Source organism: Carbonicoccus niuqiaonis (genome assembly GCF_050157065.1).
Classification (GTDB): domain Bacteria; phylum Actinomycetota; class Actinomycetes; order Propionibacteriales; family Propionibacteriaceae; genus Avipropionibacterium.
On the sequence record NZ_CP189573.1, the window covers coordinates 1,803,353 to 1,820,487 of the forward strand.

The following is a 17,135-nucleotide window of genomic DNA, read 5'->3' on the forward strand; positions in this document are numbered from 1 at the left end:
GGAGTCGCGTCCGACGCCACGACGGGTCGGCTTCGGAGCGCTACCGATCGGTATCTCACCCCATGTCGATCAGCGTCGTCCGAAGTAGGGTGACGCCCATGATCGACGGATTCGAGATCGGCCACGCCGGCCGCGACGAGGCGGGGTGGTTGACCGGTACGACCGTGGTCGTGTGCCGTGCCGGCGCGATGGGCGGTGTGGACGTCCGCGGGGGCGGCCCGGGCACGCGCGAGACCGACCTGCTCGACCCGGTCACGATGATCCCGGCAGTGCACGCGGTGGTGCTGACCGGGGGCAGTGCGTACGGGCTGGCCGCGGCCGACGGCGTGCTGAACGGGCTCGCCGCAGACAACGTCGGCTTCCCCGTGGGCGCGCTACCGCACCAGGTCGTACCGATCGTGCCGGCTGCGGTCATCTTCGACCTCGGTCGGGGTGGTGAGTTCGGCAATCGCCCGACCGCCGAGCTCGGCGCCGAGGCACTGGCGGCTGCGACCACCGATGACCCCGCACAGGGCTGCGTGGGTGGCGGCACCGGGGCCGTCGCCGGCGGCCTGAAGGGCGGTTTCGGGTACGCCGAGACGCGGACCCCGCAGGGGGTGGCGGTCGCTGCCGCGGTCGTCGTCAACGCCGCCGGCTCGGTGATCGACCCGGCCACCGGTCGGCTGTACGCCGACCGTACGCACCAGTTGCCCGACCCGACGCCGGAGGAGCTGGCGGACCTGGTCAACCTGCCCGCCGGGGGAGCGCTGGCCACCACGATCGGCGTGATCATGACCGACGCCGAGCTGACGAAGCCGCAGGCCAACAAGGTCGCCCAGGTGGGTCACGACGGGATGGCTCGCGCGATCCGTCCCCTGCACTCGATGTTGGACGGCGACACCGTGTTCTGCCTCGCCTCGGGGAAGCGGCCGATGCCCGACCACCCCGCCGACGCCCTGCTCGCGCTCAACGACATCCTGGCCGCCGGCGCGGACGCGTTCACCGACGCCATCGCCCAGGCCCTGATCCACGCAGAGGCCAGGGGGGACTGGGCCGCGCTGGTTGACCTGGCACCCAGTACGGTGTCCAGCGCCATCAGCAGCACCAGCTCGGAGGAAGAACTGTCATGAGGCGACGCAGCCTACTCGGCCTGGCCCTGCTGGCCCCGGCCATCGCGTCCTGTACGCCGGGTCCCTCGGAGGCCTCACGTGACCTCGTCGTCGGGGCCACCGCCCAGCCGCCCGCGCTCGACCCGGTCGTCAGCGACGCCGCGGCGATCCCGCAGGTGCTGCTCTACAACCTGTACGAGACGCTGCTGAAGCTGGACGACGCGGGCGAGATGCAGCCACTGCTGGCGACCGACTGGACCGTCAGCGACGACCGGCTGGTCTACACGTTCACCTTGGACGATCGCGCCAACTTCCCCGGCGGCCGGAAGCTGACCGCCACCGACGTGGTGTGGTCCATCGAACGGGTCCGCAGCGAGGGGACACCGGTGCTGCAGGCCCAGCACGCGGCGGTGGACGCGGTCGAGGCGACCGACGAGCAGACGGTGACCGTACGGCTGTCGCGGCCGTCCAACTCGTGGCTGTTCTCGATGACGTCGACCGCCGGCATGGTGTTCGACTCCGAGGCCGACGGTGACTGGGCCTCGCAACCGGCCGGCTCCGGCCCGTACACGTTGACCAGCTGGTCCAAGGGTGCCGACCTGGTGCTCGGCCGGCGCGACGACTACTGGGGTGACGCCCCGTACGCCGCGCAGGTGACGATCCGCTACTTCGCCGACCCGAACGCGTTGAACGCGGCGATGCTGTCGGAGCAGCTCGACATCCTCTCCAACGTCCAGGCGCCGCAGGCGCTGGCCCAGTTCGAGGACCCCGCGCGGTTCACGATCATCGAGGGCACCACCCAGGGTGAGGTGGTGATGGGGTTCAACAACTCCGGTCTCCTGGCCGACAAGCGTCTCCGGCAGGCGATCAACCACGCCGTCGACCGGCAGGCGCTGCTCGACACCGTCTGGGCCGGTCACGGCACGCTGATCGGCTCGATGGTGCCGCCCACCGACCCGTGGTACGAGGACCTGTCCGACACCTACCCGTTCGATCCGGCGCGGGCCAGTGCACTGCTCACCGAGGCCGGCTACACCAAGGCCACCCCGCTGCGGTTGCGGGTCCCGACGATCCCGTACGCGACCGCGTCGGCCCAGTTCGTGGCGAGTCAGCTCCGTGAGGTCGGCTTCGAGGTGACGACCGACGAGCTCGAGTTCCCGGCCCGCTGGCTGGACCTGGTGTTCACCAAGGCCGACTACGACATCTCGATCATCTCCCACGTCGAACCGCGCGACATCGTCAAGTGGGCCGATCCGGAGTACTACTGGCGGTACGACAATCCGGAGGTGCAGCGGCTGGTCGCCGAGGCGGACGTCGGCACCCAGGAGGAGCAGGTCGAGAAGTTCAAGCAGGTCGCCCGGATCCTTGCCGAGGACGCGGTCGCGGACTTCCTCTTCCTGTTGCCCAACCTGGTCGTGACCAAGCCGGACATCGACGGCCTGCCGCAGAATGCGACGACGCTGGCGTTCGACCTGACGGACCTCAGCCGGGCATGACGTGTACGTCGCGAGGCTGATCGGCAAGCGGGCGGCGATCTTCGTCGCGAGCCTGTTGGTGGCCTCGGTGATCATCTTCCTGGCCTGTGCGGCTCTGCCCGGCGACGTCGCCCAGGTCATCCTCGGCACCGACGCGACGCCCGCCGCGGTCGAGGCGCTGCGTCACGAGTTGGGCACCGACCGACCGTTGATCGTGCAGTACCTGCACTGGATCGGCGGCCTGCTGACCGGTGACTTCGGCCATTCGTACCTGACCCGGACGCCGGTGGCCACCGCCATCGCCGACCGGTTCGCGGTGACCGCATGGCTGGTGATCGGCTCGATGCTGCTGGCGCTGGTGATCGCCGTCCCCCTGGGGATGTGGGCGGCGGCACGTCGGCAGCACGTCGACGGATTCTTCGCCAGTGCACTGTCGCAGGCCGGGCTGGCCATCCCCGCCTTCTGGGCCGGGATCATGCTGGTCTGGGTCTTCGCGGTGCGGCAGCGCTGGTTCCCCGCCGGCGGCTACACCCCGCTCACCACCGACCCGGCCCGCTGGGCGTGGGGACTGGTGCTACCGGTGGTGGCGCTGTCGCTGGTGCAGGGAGCCGTGCTCACCCGCTACGTCCGCTCGGCCTTCCTCGAGGTGCTGGGTGAGGACTACCTGCGGACCGCCCGCGCCATCGGGTGGCCGCGGTACTCCGCCCTGCTGCGGCACGGGCTGCGGAACGTGGCGGTGCAGGTCGTGACCGTGCTCGGCCTGCAGTTGAGCACACTGTTGGTGGGGGCGATCGTGATCGAGCAGGTGTTCGCGATCCCGGGCCTCGGCTCACACCTGCTCGCCGCGGTCGCCGAACGGGACCTGATGGTCGTGCAGGGCACCGTGATGGTGCTGGTGTTCGTGGTGTTGTTGATCAACTTCCTGGTCGACCTGTCGTACCTGGCGATCGATCCCCGGTTGCGGACGCGGCGGGCCGTACGGTGAAGCGGGCGAATCTGGTGGTCGGGGTGGTGCTGGTGGCGTTGGTCGTTCTCACGGCCGTCGTGTCATGGGTCTGGACCCCGCACGACCCGATCCGGGTCAATCCGGCCACGGTGCTCCGGCCGCCGGGATCGACGTACCCGTTGGGAACTGACGGGTTCGGCATCGACATCCTGAGTCGACTGATGGTGTCGGCGCGGGCCTGCCTGCTGATCGGGGTGATCGCGGTCGGGATCGCCGCGGTGCTTGGCGTCCCGCTGGGCGTGGTGGCCGGGCAACGCGGGGGTTGGTTGTCGGAGGTGATCATGCGGGCCACCGACATCTGGTACGCGTTCCCCGCACTACTGTTGGCGATCCTGCTGGCCGCGGCCGTCGGGGCGTCCACGGTGACGGCGATGGTGGCGATCGGACTGGCGACGGTGCCGGCCTTCGCCCGGATCGCCCGCGCCGGGACCGTACAGGTGATGTCACACGACTACGTCTCGGCGGCACGGGTGTCGGGCACCCGGCCGACCATGATCGCCGTCCGGCACGTGCTGCCCAACATCGCGCCGGTGATCGGGGTGCAGGCGTCGGTCTCGTTCGGCATCGCGATCCTGGCCGAGGCGGCACTCAGCTACCTCGGGTTGTCGACCCGACCGCCGACGCCGACCTGGGGCAGGATGTTGCGCGATGCGCAGACCTACCTGTTCTCCAATCCGGAGCTGGCACTGTGGCCCGGGCTGGCGATCGGGTGTGCGGTGCTCGGGTTCAACCTGCTCGGCGACGGCCTGCGCGACCTGCTCGACCCGCGGCTGAAGGAGATGCGATGAGCGCGCCGGAGCGGGACCCGGCGCCGGACTCGGGACCGGCGTTGCTGGTCGACGACCTGGTCGTCGGGTTCGGCCGCCGCCCGCCGGTGCTGCACGGGGTGGGCTTGCGGATCGAACCCGGTCAACGGCTCGGGCTGATCGGGGAGTCCGGCTCGGGCAAGTCGGTGACCGCGCTGGCGGTGATGGGGCTGTTGCCCGAGCAGGCCCACGCCACCGGCTCGGTGACGGTCTGTGGGACCCCGGTGCTGGGCCGCCCCGACCGGCTGCTGGCCCGGCTCCGCGGCGACACGATGTCGATGGTGTTCCAGGAGCCGATGACCGCGCTCGACCCGACGATGAAGGTCGGCCGGCAGGTCGCCGAGGTGTTGTTGCTCCATCCCCGGTCGGCCTCAGGTGGGCCGCAGCACGCGCGGCAACGCGTCCTGGAGATGCTCGACGAGGTGGGCCTGCCTGACCCACCCCGGATCGCGGACAGCTACCCGCACCAGCTGTCCGGTGGGCAGCGGCAGCGGGTGATGATGGCGATGGCGCTGGTCAACACCCCGCAGTTGATCATCTGCGACGAGCCGACGACGGCCCTGGACGTGACCGTGCAGGCCAAGGTGCTGGCACTGCTGGACCAGGAGCTGACCCAGCGCGGGGCGGCCTGCCTGTTCATCAGCCATGACCTGGCCGTGGTGTCGCAGATCTGTTCGGAGGTGGCGGTGATGTACGACGGCGTCGTGGTGGAGACCGGCCCGCTGGAGCAGGTGCTGTCCGCGCCCGAGCACCCCTACACCGCCGGGTTGGTGGCCACCGCCCGACTCGACCAGGTCCCGCCGGGGGAGCGGCTGCCCACAGTGGAGGACTTCTGGCCGTTGTCGGAGCGCCCGTCGGTGCCGCGGGAGCAACGATCATGACCGGCTTCGAGTTGGTCGGGGTGAACCGGGTGTTCGGCAGCGGTGCCGGCCGGCTGCAGGCCGTCGCCGACGTCGACCTGACGGTCCGTCCCGGAGATCGTCTCGGGATCGTGGGGGAGTCCGGGTCGGGCAAGACGACCTTGATCAACATGATGGCCGCCCTCGACCGGCCGACCAGCGGCACCGTCTCGTACGAGGGCCGTGAGCTGGGCGGGCTGTCGGAACGTCGACTCGGATTCCTGCGCAGCGCGGTGCAGGTGGTGTTCCAGGACCCGCGGTCGTCGTTGAACCCGAGGATGACCGTCGGCGACATCATCACCGAGCCGCTGCGGTCCCCGCTGCTGCGGCGACGCGACGACGTCCCCACCGATCGCCGGGCCCGGTTGGCGGAGGTGCTGGCCGCGGTCAAGCTGCCGGCCGACTCCGCCCGGCGGTATCCGCACGAGTTCTCCGGGGGACAGCGGCAGCGGATCGCGCTCGCCCGGGCCCTGGCTCCTCGACCGCGTGTGTTGATCGCCGACGAGCCGGTGTCTGCGTTGGACGTGTCGATCCGGGCCCAGGTGCTCAACCTGCTGGTCGACCTGGTGGACAGTCAGCAGTTGACGTTGGTGATGGTGTCGCACGACCTGTGGGTGGTGCGGCACCTGTGTGACCGGGTGGCGGTGATGCAACGGGGTCGGATCGTCGAGCAGGGACCGGCCGACGAGGTGTACGGCAACCCACGCAACGACTACACGGCCGAATTGTTGTCCGCCGTTCCAAGGCTTCCGGCACAGGAGTAATCCGGCACGACGTGGATCGCGGTCGGTGGTGCTTCCGGCGGGCATCTCGCCGGACGACCGTCGGGGCCGAAAGGCCGACCGATTTCCTTACACTTCGTGCCATGAAGGCCCTGCTGCTGGAGAACATCCACCCCGAGGCCGAGCGGCTGCTCGGCGAGCGCGGGATCGAGGTCGCCACCCACAAGGGGGCCCTGGACGCCGACGAGTTGATCGACGCGCTGCCGGGGGTCGACCTGCTGGGGATCCGGTCCAAGACGCACGTGACCGACGAGGTGTTGGCCGCAGCACCTGACCTGTTGGCCGTCGGGGCGTTTTGCATCGGCACCAACCAGATCGACCTGGCCTCGGCCACGACGCGGGGAACGACGGTGTTCAACGCGCCGTTCTCCAACACCCGGTCGGTGGTGGAGCTGGTGATCGCCGAGATCATCTCGCTGGCGCGCCGACTGACCGAGAAGAACGAGAAGATGCACGCCGGCGAGTGGGACAAGTCGGCTTCCGGGTCGCACGAGGTCCGCGGTCGCACCTTGGGCATCGTCGGGTACGGCAACATCGGCAGCCAGTTGTCGGTGGTGGCCGAGGCGATCGGGATGCGGGTGCTCTACTACGACATCGCCGACAAGCTCGCGTTGGGCAACGCACAGCGGTGCGACAGTCTGGAGGAACTGCTGGCCGAGGCCGAGACGGTCAGCCTGCACGTCGACGGGCGTGACGGGAACGCCGGGATGTTCGGTGCCGAGCAGTTCGCGATGATGCGACCACGCAGCCTGTTCCTCAATCTGTGCCGTGGCTTCGTCGTTGATCATGACGCGTTGCGCGACCACCTGGTGTCGGGACACATCGCCGGCGCCGCCGTCGACGTCTTTCCGACCGAGCCCAAGATTGCCGGCGAGGCGTTCACCTCAAGCCTGCAAGGGATCCCGAACGTCATCCTGACCCCGCACGTCGGCGGGTCGACGCAGGAGGCCCAGGTCGACATCGGCCGGTTCGTCGCCGGCAAGCTGCGCGACTTCGTCACCAACGGCACCACCACGATGGCGGTGAACGTGCCGCAGGTCGCGATGGACGACACCACCCTCGGCCCACGGCTGTTGCACGTGCACCGGAACGTCCCCGGCGTGATGGGCCACGTGAACGGCATCCTCGCCGAGTCCGGCGCCAACATCGAGCGTCAGATGCTGTCGACCCGCGGCGACCTCGGTTACGTGATCACCGACCTCGCCGGACAGCTCGACCCTGCGCTGCTGGACCGGCTGCGAGAGCTGCCGGAGACCGTACGGCTCCGCGTCGTCGACTGACCCCTACCGCGTTCCACCCAGCCGCCGCCGGCGTGGCCCGGACACCAGCCACAGTCCCGCACCGAGGGCTCCGGTGCCGAAGAGCACGATCGCGGCCAGCCCGGTCGGCGCGCCGGAGTCAGCGAGCGGCGGCAGCTCGGTGGAGGTGTTGTCGACGGCCGGGACTTCTCCGGTTCCTGGGGTCTCTCCGGTTCCTGGGGTCTCGCCGGTTCCCGGGGTCTCGCCGGTTCCCGGGACTTCTCCGGATCCCGGGGCCTCGCCGTACGTGTTGAGGAACCCGCCGGTGACGATGCCGCCCGCCGGTACCGTCACCTCCTGATCGACGCCGGTGACGGTGGCGATCACTGCCCCGGTCGCTCCACCGGAGAGCTCGGTGATCGTGCACACCGAGCCCGCGGGGACGTCGTGCCAGGCGAAGGACTGGTTGCCCGCCTCGGCCCCGGCCGGGATCACCCAGTGCCGTGACAGCGCCGTGCCGTCACAGCTGACTTCGATGACGATCACGCCCTGGGCGCCGGCGGCCGCACCGAGGGATCGCCGGCAGGCACTACACCCTCGACGGCACCGACCCGATCCCGACCGAACAGAACCACGAGGTGAACATCGGCTCGCTCTACCTGTGCGATGCGGCCCGCGCGATCTACTCACCCGGTCGCCCGGACACCGTGCGCTCGGCCTGGGAGCACCAGAAGGACGTCACCAGCAAGGCCATGGGCAACCCGACGTACGGGTTGTACTCCGAGACCGGCGCGCGCAAGCTGTCCACCCTCAACCGGAAGCTGGGTGACACGGTTGACTCGATCATCGCCGGCCGCGAGCCGGTGTCGGCGTGGAAGGGTGCGGTGCAGACGTTCATGAGCGACGGCGCCTCCACCATCCTGGAGGAGTACCAGGCCGACCACGACGCGAATCCCCCGAGATGAGGACTCCTTGAGCAACGACACCACCCAGCCGGCCGGTCAGGTCGTCCAATTTCTGGAGCGGTGGCTGGGCGCTGCCGAGGCCTACGTCACCGAGTCCGACGACGGACTGGCTTGGTACGGCGCCGGCTACCCCGGTTGGGGGATGCAGACCGTCTACAAATGGGTTGCTGCGGCGGCGGTGATCGCCGAGCACGGCAGCACCGAGTCCGTCCGGGACCATGCGCGGCGGCGGGCACTGGCCGGCCTGCGGTACGCCATCCGTACCCACCGCACGGGCACCCGACCGACCACCGACGGCCGGCCCTGGGACAGCACGTGGATCAGTGTGCTCGGTCCCGAGCGAGCGGCTTTCGCCATCGACCTGCTCCATGATCAACTGGATGCGGACGACCAGGCGCTGCTGCGCCGACAACGGATCGCCGAGGCCACCTGGCTGGTCGACGACAACGTCCGCGGTGACACCCGAGGTATCCAGGCCGGTCTGTGGGCCAGCGGCGGGAAGAACGCGCCGGAGTCGAACATCTGGAACGGCACCCACCTGTGGCGGACGGCACAGGCCTACCCGGACTGCGAGCGCCGCGAGGACTACCTCCGCACGGCCGTCGAGTCGCTGCTGAACGGGGTGTCGATCGCGGCGGACGCCGTCTCCGAGGTGGTGGTCGACGGCCATCGGGTGGCCGACCTGCACCGCGGTGCGAACTTCTTCGACAGCTACGCCCTTGATCATCACGGTTACCTGAACCTGGGCTACATGGTGATCTGTGCGAGCAACGTCGCGATTGCCCACCAGGACTTCGTCCGGCAGGGGTGGGCGGTGCCGGAATCCCTGCACTGGCACCAAGATGAGCTGTGGCGCAGGATCCGGCCCTGCATCGGACCGGATGGTCGGTTGATCAGGATCGGCGGCGACTCCCGGGTGCGGTACGCGTACTGCCAGGAGTACCTGCTGCCCTCACTGTTGTACGCCGAGCGGGTGCTCGGTGACACCGAGGCAGCCGATCTTGCCGAGGCTGCCATCGACCTGTGTGGCATCGAGCAGGCGGAGAACGGCGACGGGAGCTTCTACGGCCGTCGACTCCGCGGGCTGGCCGAGCGTCGACCGTACTACTACACCCGCATCGAGGGGGACCGCGCAGCGGCCCTCGCCTGGTGGCTGCACCACGCCGGCCCGAACCCGACGATCCCGGCGCAGCCGGCACCCGAACCGATGGAGTCGATCAACCTCGATCGGGTGGCGTGGAGCGATCCCGATCATGGTTTCGTGATGGTGCGCGGGGCCAAGCGTGTCGCCTCGTTCAGCCGTCGGGCAGCGACCCTGACCCAGACCCTGGTGCTCCCCACCGACCGCCCGGACTTCGCGGAGTGGTCGATGAACCTGGCACCGGTGCTGCAGTGGGAGGACGCCGAACCGGCTCCGTCACTGACCGAGAGCTCGGCCAAGCACCGGAGAGTCGTGCACCACCACCAGCAGACCTTCGACGGTGGGTTCGCCACGCTGACCCGGGTGGCGGAGGGGATGGACCTGTCGATCTCCGAGGGCTGGCGTTCCCGACCGGACGTTCCGGCCGCGACCACCACCATGGTCGTGGTGGCGGCACCGGACGACACGACGGTGCTCGGTCTGCAGCTCACCACGATCGGGGACTACCATGCGCCGCTGATCGGGGTCCGGGGCCTCAACCTGCTGATCCCCGACGACGTCTACAACGGTCACCGCCGGAGCCTGGTCGAGCTGCCGACCGACGCCGGTTCCGCACTGGCGATCGACGATCGACTCGAGGTGCATGTGCCAGGTCGGCTCGAGACGAGGAAGCTGTCGGTGGACGACGATCCGGCACTACGGTCGATCGGCGTCATCCAGGTGTCCGCCGACCCGCGGCACGGTGCGTTCTTCGCCCGCCCGGGGGACACGGTGGTCGACGTACCGTGGGCGATCCGGGTCCTCGACGGCCCGCTCACCCCGTTCCGGTTCGAGCGCCGTCGGGTCGCCGACGCCGTGCACGAGTTGGTCGTGCAGGACCACTCCGGCAGCCACCGGGCGCTGATCGACCTTTCCGAGGGGGCGACCGAGCCGGTCACGGTCCAGTGGTGACAGGGTCGGTGCTTCAGGCGCCTTCGTCCTAAGCCTCATCGTCGACGTCGGCATCAGGCTGCAGCTGCTCCAGCAGGGCGTCGTGCAGGATGCCGTTGGAGGCGTAACCGCCTGCCCCGTGAGGCCCGTCGTTGCCCTCGAGGTCGGTGAACCGGCCACCGGCCTCGGAGACGATGACCGAGCAGGCGGCCATGTCGTGCAGGGCGAGCTCCGGCTCGCAGGCCAGGTCGACCGCTCCCTCGGCGAGCAGCATGTACGACCAGAAGTCGCCGTAGGCACGGGTCCGCCAGCAACGCCGCAGCAGGTCGACGAACCCCTGGCCCTGGCCGGCCTCGACCCAGCCCGAGATCGACGCGTACGACAGCGAGGCGTCCTCGATCGTGCTCACCTGAGACACCTGCAGCTTCGTGGGCTGCATCAGCGACTTGCCCGCGTAGGCACCCTCACCCTTCGAGGCCCACCAACGGCGCCCCAGCGCGGGCGCGCTGACGACACCGACGACCGGTTCGTTCTCGATCATCAGGCAGATCAGGGTGCCCCAGACCGGCACCCCGCGAACGAAGTTCTTGGTGCCGTCGATCGGGTCGATCACCCAGCGCCGCGGCCCCCAACCGGTGTCGTCGAGCTCCTCACCGTGCACGGCGTCACGCGGCCGGGCCCGCTTCAGGGTCCGACGGATCGCCTCCTCCGCAGCCGTGTCGGCGTCGGTCACCGGGGTCATGTCCGGCTTCGAGTCGACGCGCAGGTCGCTGGCCCGGAATCGGTTCGTCGTGACCGAGTCCGCGTCGTCGGCCAACAGGTGGGCGAGGCGCAGGTCGTCGGTGAATCCGTTGTCGATGGGCATGGGCGACAGGCTATCCGGTGGCCGCGCCCTTCGTTACGGGCGCAGGTCCTCCAGGGTGTGCCGAAAGGCTGCCGTCAGTACGAGGGCTCGCCCCGAGCGGCCAGGATCCGCCGGACCGACTCGACCCGGTCGGCCGACACCTCGCCGGCCTCGACGGCGGCGTCCAGCCCGCAGCCGGGGCTGTCGGCGGTGTGCGGGCAGGCGCGCGGGCAGGCGTGAGTCGCCTCGGCCAGGTCACCGAAGGCCGCGATGATGTCGTCGGGGGAGACATGGGACAGCCCGAACGACCGGACGCCGGGGGTGTCGATCACCCAGCCGCCAGGGGATGGGAGTTCCAGTGCGATGGCCGAGGTGGAGGTGTGCCGGCCGCGGCCGGTGACGTCGTTCACCACGCCGATCTCCCGGTCCGCGCCGGGGATCAGCGCGTTCACCAGGGTCGACTTCCCGACGCCGGAGTGCCCGACGAAGACGCTGCGCTCGTCGGCCAGCAGATCCCGCAGCCCGGTGAGGTCGGCACCGGGTCGGACCACGGACACCGGCACCCCGAGCGGTTCGTACGCGGCCAGCAGCTCGTCAGGGTCCGCCAGGTCGGCCTTCGTCAGGCACAGCAACGGTTCGAGTCCGGCGTCGTACCCGGCGACCAGGATCCGGTCGATCATGCCGGTCCGTGGCGGCGGGTCGGCCAGCGCGGTCACGATCACCAGCTGGGTGGCGTTGGCGACGATCGGGCGCTCGTACGGGTCGTCGTCATCGGCGGTACGACGCAGCACCGTCTCGCGGTCGACGACTTCGACGATCCGGGCCAGCGTCCCCTCGTCACCGGAGGTGTCACCGACGATGCGGACCCGGTCACCGACGATGACTCCCTTGCGGCCCAGCGCCCGCGCCTTCGTACAGCGGACCCGGCGGTCGTCGACCAGGCACTGGTAGCGGCCGCGGTCGACCGTCATCACCAGGCCGACCTCGGCGTCGGAGTAGTCCGGCCGCCGCTTGGTGCGGGCGCGGTTCCGTTTGCCGGGTCGGTCGTAACCTGCCTGGTCGTCCTCGCCGATCTCGCGTCGGACCATCAGGACCGGATGGCGTCGCCGTCTTCACCGTCGGCGGCCGCCTCGACGGCTGCCACGGTGTCGCTGATCATCTTCGCCCACAGGGCCGGGAACTCCGGCATGGTCTTGGAGGTGCAGCCGATGTCGTCGAGCACGACGTCGTGGACCACCAGGCCGAGCACCGCACCCGCATGGGCCATCCGGTGATCGGCGTAGGTGCCGAACGTGTTGCCGTGCAGCATGGCCGGGTGGACCGACAGGCCGTCGTCCAGCTGGTCGACCTTGGCCCCCAGTCCGGTCAGCTCGGTGTCGAGGGCGGCGATCCGGTCGGTCTCGTGTCCGCGGATGTGCCCCACGCCGTGGATGTGGCTGGTGTTCTGGGCCAGTGCGGCAACCGCGGCGACCACGGGGGTCAGCTCCGAGGCATCGGACAGGTCGACCTCGATGCCGTCGAGCTCGGTCACCCCGGTCACGGTGAACCCGCTGTCGTCCAGTGCCGTCTCGCAACCGAACTGGTCGAAGATGTGGCGCAGTTGATCACCGGGCTGCAGGGTCTGCATCGGCCAGTGGGGGATCGTCACCGTCCCCATCGTCACCGCCGCCGCGGCCAGGAACGGTGCCGCATTCGACAGGTCCGGTTCGACGTGGACGTCCAGCGCCGCGATCGGGCCCGGGTGGACGACCCAGCGGTCGCCGTCGACGTCGACCCGGACGCCATGATCGTTCAACATCTGCACGGTCATGAGGATGTGGGGCCTCGAGGGGAGTGTGCCGCCCTCGTGCCGGATCTCGATCCCGTCGGGCAGGTGGGGGCCGATCAACAGCAGCGCCGACACGAACTGGCTGGACGCCGAGGAGTCGATCACCACCGGTTCGTCACTGGCGCGGACCGGTCCGGTGATCGTGCACGGCAACGCGTCGCCCTCGACCGTCGCGCCGAGCTGGCCGAGCCCGTCGAGCAGTCCCTGCATCGGGCGCTGCGAGGCGTGCGGGTCACCGGTCAGCTTGACCGGGTCGGCGGTCAACGCGGCCAGCGCGGCGACGAACCGCATCACGGTTCCGGCGAGACCGCAGTCGATCGTGACGCCCCCCGACAGGCGGGCCGGCGGGGTGATCCGCCAAGCGGGCTCGTCCGGCGTCCCGGCGTCGGTGTCGATCTTGGCGCCCAACGACCGCAGGGCGCTGATCATCAACTCGCTGTCGCGGGCGACGAGCCCACCGGTGATCGTCGAGGGGCCGTCGGACAGGGCAGCCAGCACCAGCGCCCGGTTGGTCTCCGACTTCGAACCCGGGACGGTCACGACGGCGTCGACGGAGTAGGGCGCCTGTGGTGCGGACCAGTCAGTGGTGGGCGTGGTCGCCGAATCGGCCATGGGTACTCGTTCCGTCACTTGAAGCCGAGGTCGCGACGTGCGGCCTTGGCGAGATCCTTGGCCTCCTTGGCGGCCTTCTTCGAGCCGCGGCTGACCTTCTTGGCACCACGCTCACCGGTCGCCTGCGCCCGCCACATCAGACTCGGCTTGCCCTCGGTGTCCTGAGCGGCGATCAGCACGCCACCGATCAGCGCCACGTCCTTGACGAAGCCGTCCTTGAGCTGCGACTTCTCGTCGTCGTCCTCGGCCCGCCAGAACGCGTGGTTGGTCAACGTGTTGGGCAGGATCGTGCCGGCCAGCAGCAGGGCACCGAGCCGTCGCGCCTTGCCGGTGGCCAGGGCGAGGCCGCCGAGCACCTGCACCGCACCGTTGGCGCGGACGAAGGTGACCGTGTCGGTCGGGATGTAGTCGACGACCTGTTCGGGGGCGACCTTCTTCGCCAGCGGCACCACCGTGTCGGCCAGCGGCTGGGTCGCCGGGACCAACTCGTGCGGATTGCGCAGGGTCTTGACACCGTTGAGTACGAAGTAGCTGGCCAGCATGGTGCGTGCAGCGGCGCGCAGCAAGGTCATGTCGTTCCCTCTCTCGATCCGTCGTCGTCGGGGCCAACGCTACCCGACGGCGACGATCCTGCCGTGAGGTATCGCGACCGCCCGGATACCGTGGCAGTCATGTGCGGACGCTACGCCTCGTCGGCCGACCCCGACCTGCTCACCGAGGAGTTCGAGATCGACGAGATCGACGACGACCTGCCGGGTGCCAGCTTCAACGTCGCGCCGACCGATCCGGTGCCGGCCGTGTTGGAGCGGGTCCGCGACGAGGGGGTCGTACGGCGGCTCCGGGCGTTGCGCTGGGGGCTGGTCCCGTCCTGGGCCAAGGACACCTCGATCGGATCCCGCATGATCAACGCGCGGCTCGAGTCGGTGGCCGAGAAGCCGTCGTACCGCAAGGCCTTCGCCGCCCGCCGCTGCCTGCTGCCCGCCGACGGCTACTACGAGTGGTACGACACCGGCCGCACCGGCGCGAAGGGCAAGCCGGTCAAGCAGCCGTACTTCATCCACCGGGCCGACGACGGCTTGTTGGCGATGGCCGGGCTGTACGAGTTCTGGAAGGACCCGAAGCTCGACGGCGACGAGGCCTGGTGGTTGAGCTGCACCGTGATCACCACCGAGGCGACCGACGCCGCCGGCCGGATCCATGATCGGATGCCGATGGTGATCGACCGGTCGCAGTGGGACGCCTGGCTCGACCCGGCCCGGACCGACGCCGACGACGCGCTCGAACTGCTGCAGGTCACCGAGCCGGCGATGTTGGCGGCCTACCCGGTGTCGACGCAGGTCAACTCCGTACGCAACAACGGTCCGGAACTGCTCGACCGGGTCGCGGAGGTGGAGTCGTGACCGGTCCCGACCCGGACGTCGCCACCCCGTCGATCATGGTGGACACCCCGGTCGGCGAGGGCAGGCTGCTGGTCGCCGGCGACGTGGCGGGGGAGGCACCCACGCTGCTGCTCGGCCATGGTGCGTCCGGCGGCCTCAACGCCGCCGACCTCACCGCCGTGGCGAAGCGACTGCCCGACGCCGGCGTCCGGGTGGTGCTGGTCCAGCAGCCGTGGAAGACCGCCGGCCGCAAGGTCGCCGCGCCCGCCCCGACCCTCGACCGAGCCTGGCACGCGCTGTACGCCGAGGCCACTCGCCGCTGGCCCGGCCCCGTCGTCGTCGGGGGCCGCAGCTCGGGCGCCAGGGTGGCCTGCCGTACCGCCGACGTCGACGGTGCCGCCGGGGTGGTCTGCCTCTCGTTCCCGCTGCACCCACCCGGCCGGCCGGAGAAGAGCCGACTGGCGGAGCTGCTGACCCCGACAATTCCGGTGCTGGTCTGCCAGGGCAGCCGCGACACCTTCGGTGGGTACGACGAGCTCACCGGTCACCTCGCGGAGCAGCCGGACGCGGCGAACGTGACCGTCGTCGAGATCGCCGGGGCCGACCACGGCATGAAGGTGCGCAAGGCCGACGACGACCCGCCCGGCCGCGCGATCGACCTGGTCGTGGCCTCGGTGCGGGAGTTCGTCACCGCCGTCGTGTGACGTCTCCACCGGCTCGACGGGCGTCTTCGACGGGCTCGATGGGCGGGGTCAGCGGCGGCGGGCCCAGCAGCTGGTGTGCCAGTGCCGGCGGTCGTCGACGCCACCGCCGGTCCAGCTGGTCACCGTCGACGGCCAGACGACCACGTGCGGGGTGCCGATGCCGATCTGCTGCTGGCAGCCGGGACACCGGTACGGCTTCGTGGCGGCCTGCCCGGTGACCGTACGGACCTGCCAGTCGCCGTCGGAGCGCGACTCGGTGGTCGCGAAGCTCCCCGTCGACAACGGACGGGGCGTCCGGAGATGCTTGCTGGGTCGGCGTGCCACCAGCCCAGTGTCCCAGAGCGCACGGAGCCCGGATGCCACACCCGGTGGCCGGCCGGGAATGCCCGACCCGGCAGCGGTGTTGGAACGGGTGTGATGACGACACTCTCCGGACCGGCGCTATCGTGGGCTGCGATGGCCACCGACATCAGTACCTCCGAGCAGTCCGACGTCGACACCCCGACCCGCGGACCTGAGCTCGACGCCCGGTTCGAGGCCGAGGCCCTGCAGTACCTCGACCAGCTCTACGGTGCGGCGCTGCGGATGACCCGCAAGCCCGCCGACGCCGAGGACCTGGTGCAGGAGGCGTACGCGAAGGCGTACGGCGCCTTCCACCAGTTCAAGCCGGGCACGAACCTCAAGGCGTGGCTCTACCGCATCCTCACCAACACCTACATCAACACGTACCGCAAGAAGCAGCGGGAACCGAAGGTGTCCGACGGGGAGGACATCGAGGACTGGCAGATCGCCCGCGCTGCCTCGCACACCTCGGCCGGGTTGCCCTCGGCCGAGAGCATCGCCCTTGACCGGCTCGGTGACACCGAGGTCAACGCCGCGCTCGAGCAGCTGAATCCGGAGTTCCGGCTGGCGGTCTACCTCGCCGATGTCGAGGGGTTCTCGTACAAGGAGATCGCCGAGATCATGGACACCCCGATCGGGACCGTGATGTCGCGCCTCAACCGTGGCCGCGCCAAGCTGCGCGAGCTGTTGTCCGACGTCGCCGCCCGCTACGGGGTGGGCCGGATCCGGGACGACGCCAACGAAACGCAGGAGATCCGATGACCACCGAACAGCCCGAGGCGGGTGCGCCGACGCACGACGACTGTACGAGGGCGCTGCAGCACATCCACGAGTTCCTGGACCACGAGATGCCGGAGCGGCACGCCGACGACATCCGGGCGCACCTCGACATCTGCGAGCAGTGCCTCGACGAGTACGACCTGACCCACGCGGTCAAGGAGTTGGTGCACCGGCACTGCGGGAGCGCAGCCCCCGAGGGCCTGCGGGCGCGGGTGCTGACCCGCCTGCAGATCATCGAGACCAACTGACGACTGACACAGGAACGGCCGCGTCCCACCAGGTGGCGGGAGCGCGGCCGTTGTCGGTGAACGAACGG

At 70.0% G+C, this 17,135-nt stretch carries 19 protein-coding genes; 13 read left to right on the forward strand and 6 right to left on the reverse strand.

Annotated features, from left to right (window positions below):
• The first annotated feature begins 98 nt into the window (after positions 1–98).
• The 7 genes from ACQBAU_RS08170 to serA all read left to right on the forward strand — a co-directional run bounded on the left by ACQBAU_RS08170 (position 99) and on the right by serA (position 7,336).
• The gene (locus ACQBAU_RS08170) at positions 99–1,109 is read left to right on the forward strand and encodes a P1 family peptidase (RefSeq protein WP_465255897.1); all 1,011 of its coding nucleotides are present in this window, start codon (positions 99–101) and stop codon (positions 1,107–1,109) included.
• Positions 1,106–2,584, forward strand: coding sequence for an ABC transporter substrate-binding protein (locus ACQBAU_RS08175; protein WP_434550432.1), 1,479 nt, complete (start codon positions 1,106–1,108; stop codon positions 2,582–2,584). The genes ACQBAU_RS08170 and ACQBAU_RS08175 overlap by 4 nt, the downstream gene beginning before the upstream one ends.
• A 1-nt stretch (position 2,585) precedes the next feature.
• On the forward strand, positions 2,586–3,548 hold the full coding sequence (locus tag ACQBAU_RS08180) for an ABC transporter permease (protein ID WP_434550431.1): 963 nt from the start codon (positions 2,586–2,588) through the stop codon (positions 3,546–3,548).
• Complete coding sequence (locus tag ACQBAU_RS08185) at positions 3,545–4,357, forward strand: ABC transporter permease (protein ID WP_465255898.1); 813 nt, start codon at positions 3,545–3,547, stop codon at positions 4,355–4,357. The genes ACQBAU_RS08180 and ACQBAU_RS08185 overlap by 4 nt, the downstream gene beginning before the upstream one ends.
• Positions 4,354–5,256: an ABC transporter ATP-binding protein gene (locus tag ACQBAU_RS08190; protein WP_465255899.1), complete on the forward strand. Its 903-nt coding sequence runs from the start codon at positions 4,354–4,356 to the stop codon at positions 5,254–5,256. The genes ACQBAU_RS08185 and ACQBAU_RS08190 overlap by 4 nt, the downstream gene beginning before the upstream one ends.
• Entirely contained in the window at positions 5,250–6,038 is a 789-nt protein-coding gene (locus tag ACQBAU_RS08195) for an ABC transporter ATP-binding protein (RefSeq protein ID WP_465255952.1), read from the forward strand. The genes ACQBAU_RS08190 and ACQBAU_RS08195 overlap by 7 nt, the downstream gene beginning before the upstream one ends.
• Before the next feature lie 101 nt (positions 6,039–6,139).
• Complete coding sequence (gene serA / locus ACQBAU_RS08200) at positions 6,140–7,336, forward strand: phosphoglycerate dehydrogenase (RefSeq protein ID WP_465255900.1); 1,197 nt, start codon at positions 6,140–6,142, stop codon at positions 7,334–7,336.
• A gap of 3 nt (positions 7,337–7,339) precedes the next feature.
• Here the strand turns inward: serA and ACQBAU_RS08205 are convergent, their stop codons facing one another.
• Positions 7,340–7,840, reverse strand: a complete 501-nt coding sequence (locus ACQBAU_RS08205; RefSeq protein ID WP_465259482.1) for a DUF5979 domain-containing protein — start codon at positions 7,838–7,840, stop codon at positions 7,340–7,342.
• A gap of 92 nt (positions 7,841–7,932) precedes the next feature.
• Here ACQBAU_RS08205 and ACQBAU_RS08210 point away from each other — a divergent pair, with 92 nt between their 5' ends.
• A complete protein-coding gene (locus ACQBAU_RS08210) occupies positions 7,933–8,259 on the forward strand; it encodes a hypothetical protein (protein WP_465255953.1) in 327 nt (108 codons plus the stop codon).
• 7 nt (positions 8,260–8,266) lie between these two features.
• Positions 8,267–10,351: a hypothetical protein gene (locus ACQBAU_RS08215; RefSeq protein WP_465255902.1), complete on the forward strand. Its 2,085-nt coding sequence runs from the start codon at positions 8,267–8,269 to the stop codon at positions 10,349–10,351.
• Between the two features lie 28 nt (positions 10,352–10,379).
• Here ACQBAU_RS08215 and hisN read toward each other — a convergent pair whose 3' ends face one another.
• The 4 genes from hisN to ACQBAU_RS08235 all read right to left on the reverse strand — a co-directional run bounded on the left by hisN (position 10,380) and on the right by ACQBAU_RS08235 (position 14,186).
• Positions 10,380–11,195 (reverse strand): histidinol-phosphatase, encoded by an 816-nt coding sequence (hisN, locus tag ACQBAU_RS08220; RefSeq protein ID WP_465255903.1) that lies wholly within the window; start codon positions 11,193–11,195, stop codon positions 10,380–10,382.
• A gap of 74 nt (positions 11,196–11,269) precedes the next feature.
• Positions 11,270–12,262 (reverse strand): ribosome small subunit-dependent GTPase A, encoded by a 993-nt coding sequence (rsgA, locus tag ACQBAU_RS08225; protein ID WP_465255904.1) that lies wholly within the window; start codon positions 12,260–12,262, stop codon positions 11,270–11,272.
• On the reverse strand, positions 12,262–13,614 hold the full coding sequence (aroA, locus tag ACQBAU_RS08230) for a 3-phosphoshikimate 1-carboxyvinyltransferase (RefSeq protein ID WP_434550414.1): 1,353 nt from the start codon (positions 13,612–13,614) through the stop codon (positions 12,262–12,264). The genes rsgA and aroA overlap by 1 nt, the downstream gene beginning before the upstream one ends.
• A gap of 14 nt (positions 13,615–13,628) precedes the next feature.
• On the reverse strand, positions 13,629–14,186 hold the full coding sequence (locus ACQBAU_RS08235) for a DoxX family protein (RefSeq protein ID WP_434550413.1): 558 nt from the start codon (positions 14,184–14,186) through the stop codon (positions 13,629–13,631).
• Positions 14,187–14,285: 99 nt separating this feature from the next.
• Between ACQBAU_RS08235 and ACQBAU_RS08240 the strand changes: the two genes are divergently transcribed.
• Together ACQBAU_RS08240 and ACQBAU_RS08245 are read left to right on the forward strand one after the other, a co-directional pair.
• A complete protein-coding gene (locus ACQBAU_RS08240) occupies positions 14,286–15,014 on the forward strand; it encodes an SOS response-associated peptidase (RefSeq protein WP_434550412.1) in 729 nt (242 codons plus the stop codon).
• On the forward strand, positions 15,011–15,697 hold the full coding sequence (locus ACQBAU_RS08245; RefSeq protein ID WP_465255905.1) for an alpha/beta hydrolase family protein: 687 nt from the start codon (positions 15,011–15,013) through the stop codon (positions 15,695–15,697). Before ACQBAU_RS08240 ends, ACQBAU_RS08245 begins: the two co-directional genes overlap by 4 nt.
• A gap of 48 nt (positions 15,698–15,745) precedes the next feature.
• Here the strand turns inward: ACQBAU_RS08245 and ACQBAU_RS08250 are convergent, their stop codons facing one another.
• Positions 15,746–16,021, reverse strand: a complete 276-nt coding sequence (locus ACQBAU_RS08250) for a hypothetical protein (RefSeq protein WP_434550410.1) — start codon at positions 16,019–16,021, stop codon at positions 15,746–15,748.
• A 132-nt stretch (positions 16,022–16,153) separates the two neighbouring features.
• Between ACQBAU_RS08250 and ACQBAU_RS08255 the strand changes: the two genes are divergently transcribed.
• Both ACQBAU_RS08255 and rsrA read left to right on the forward strand, forming a co-directional pair.
• On the forward strand, positions 16,154–16,801 hold the full coding sequence (locus ACQBAU_RS08255) for a sigma-70 family RNA polymerase sigma factor (RefSeq protein ID WP_465255906.1): 648 nt from the start codon (positions 16,154–16,156) through the stop codon (positions 16,799–16,801).
• Positions 16,798–17,067 carry a mycothiol system anti-sigma-R factor gene (gene rsrA / locus ACQBAU_RS08260; RefSeq protein ID WP_465255907.1) on the forward strand — a complete coding sequence of 90 codons (270 nt, stop codon included), beginning with the start codon at positions 16,798–16,800 and terminating at the stop codon, positions 17,065–17,067. Before ACQBAU_RS08255 ends, rsrA begins: the two co-directional genes overlap by 4 nt.
• Positions 17,068–17,135 lie beyond the last annotated feature (68 nt).

Excerpts from the sequence above, each read along its gene's own strand:
- ACQBAU_RS08175 (WP_434550432.1), top strand. The coding sequence starts at position 1,106 with ATGAGGCGACGCAGCCTACTCGGCCTGGCCCTGCTGGCCCCGGCCATC.
- rsgA (WP_465255904.1), bottom strand. The coding sequence starts at position 12,262 with ATGGTCCGACGCGAGATCGGCGAGGACGACCAGGCAGGTTACGACCGA.
- ACQBAU_RS08190 (WP_465255899.1), top strand. The coding sequence starts at position 4,354 with ATGAGCGCGCCGGAGCGGGACCCGGCGCCGGACTCGGGACCGGCGTTG.
- ACQBAU_RS08240 (WP_434550412.1), top strand. The coding sequence starts at position 14,286 with ATGTGCGGACGCTACGCCTCGTCGGCCGACCCCGACCTGCTCACCGAG.
- hisN (WP_465255903.1), bottom strand. The coding sequence starts at position 11,195 with ATGCCCATCGACAACGGATTCACCGACGACCTGCGCCTCGCCCACCTG.
- aroA (WP_434550414.1), bottom strand. The coding sequence starts at position 13,614 with ATGGCCGATTCGGCGACCACGCCCACCACTGACTGGTCCGCACCACAG.
- ACQBAU_RS08170 (WP_465255897.1), top strand. The coding sequence starts at position 99 with ATGATCGACGGATTCGAGATCGGCCACGCCGGCCGCGACGAGGCGGGG.
- ACQBAU_RS08255 (WP_465255906.1), top strand. The coding sequence starts at position 16,154 with ATGGCCACCGACATCAGTACCTCCGAGCAGTCCGACGTCGACACCCCG.
- serA (WP_465255900.1), top strand. The coding sequence starts at position 6,140 with ATGAAGGCCCTGCTGCTGGAGAACATCCACCCCGAGGCCGAGCGGCTG.
- ACQBAU_RS08235 (WP_434550413.1), bottom strand. The coding sequence starts at position 14,186 with ATGACCTTGCTGCGCGCCGCTGCACGCACCATGCTGGCCAGCTACTTC.
- rsrA (WP_465255907.1), top strand. The coding sequence starts at position 16,798 with ATGACCACCGAACAGCCCGAGGCGGGTGCGCCGACGCACGACGACTGT.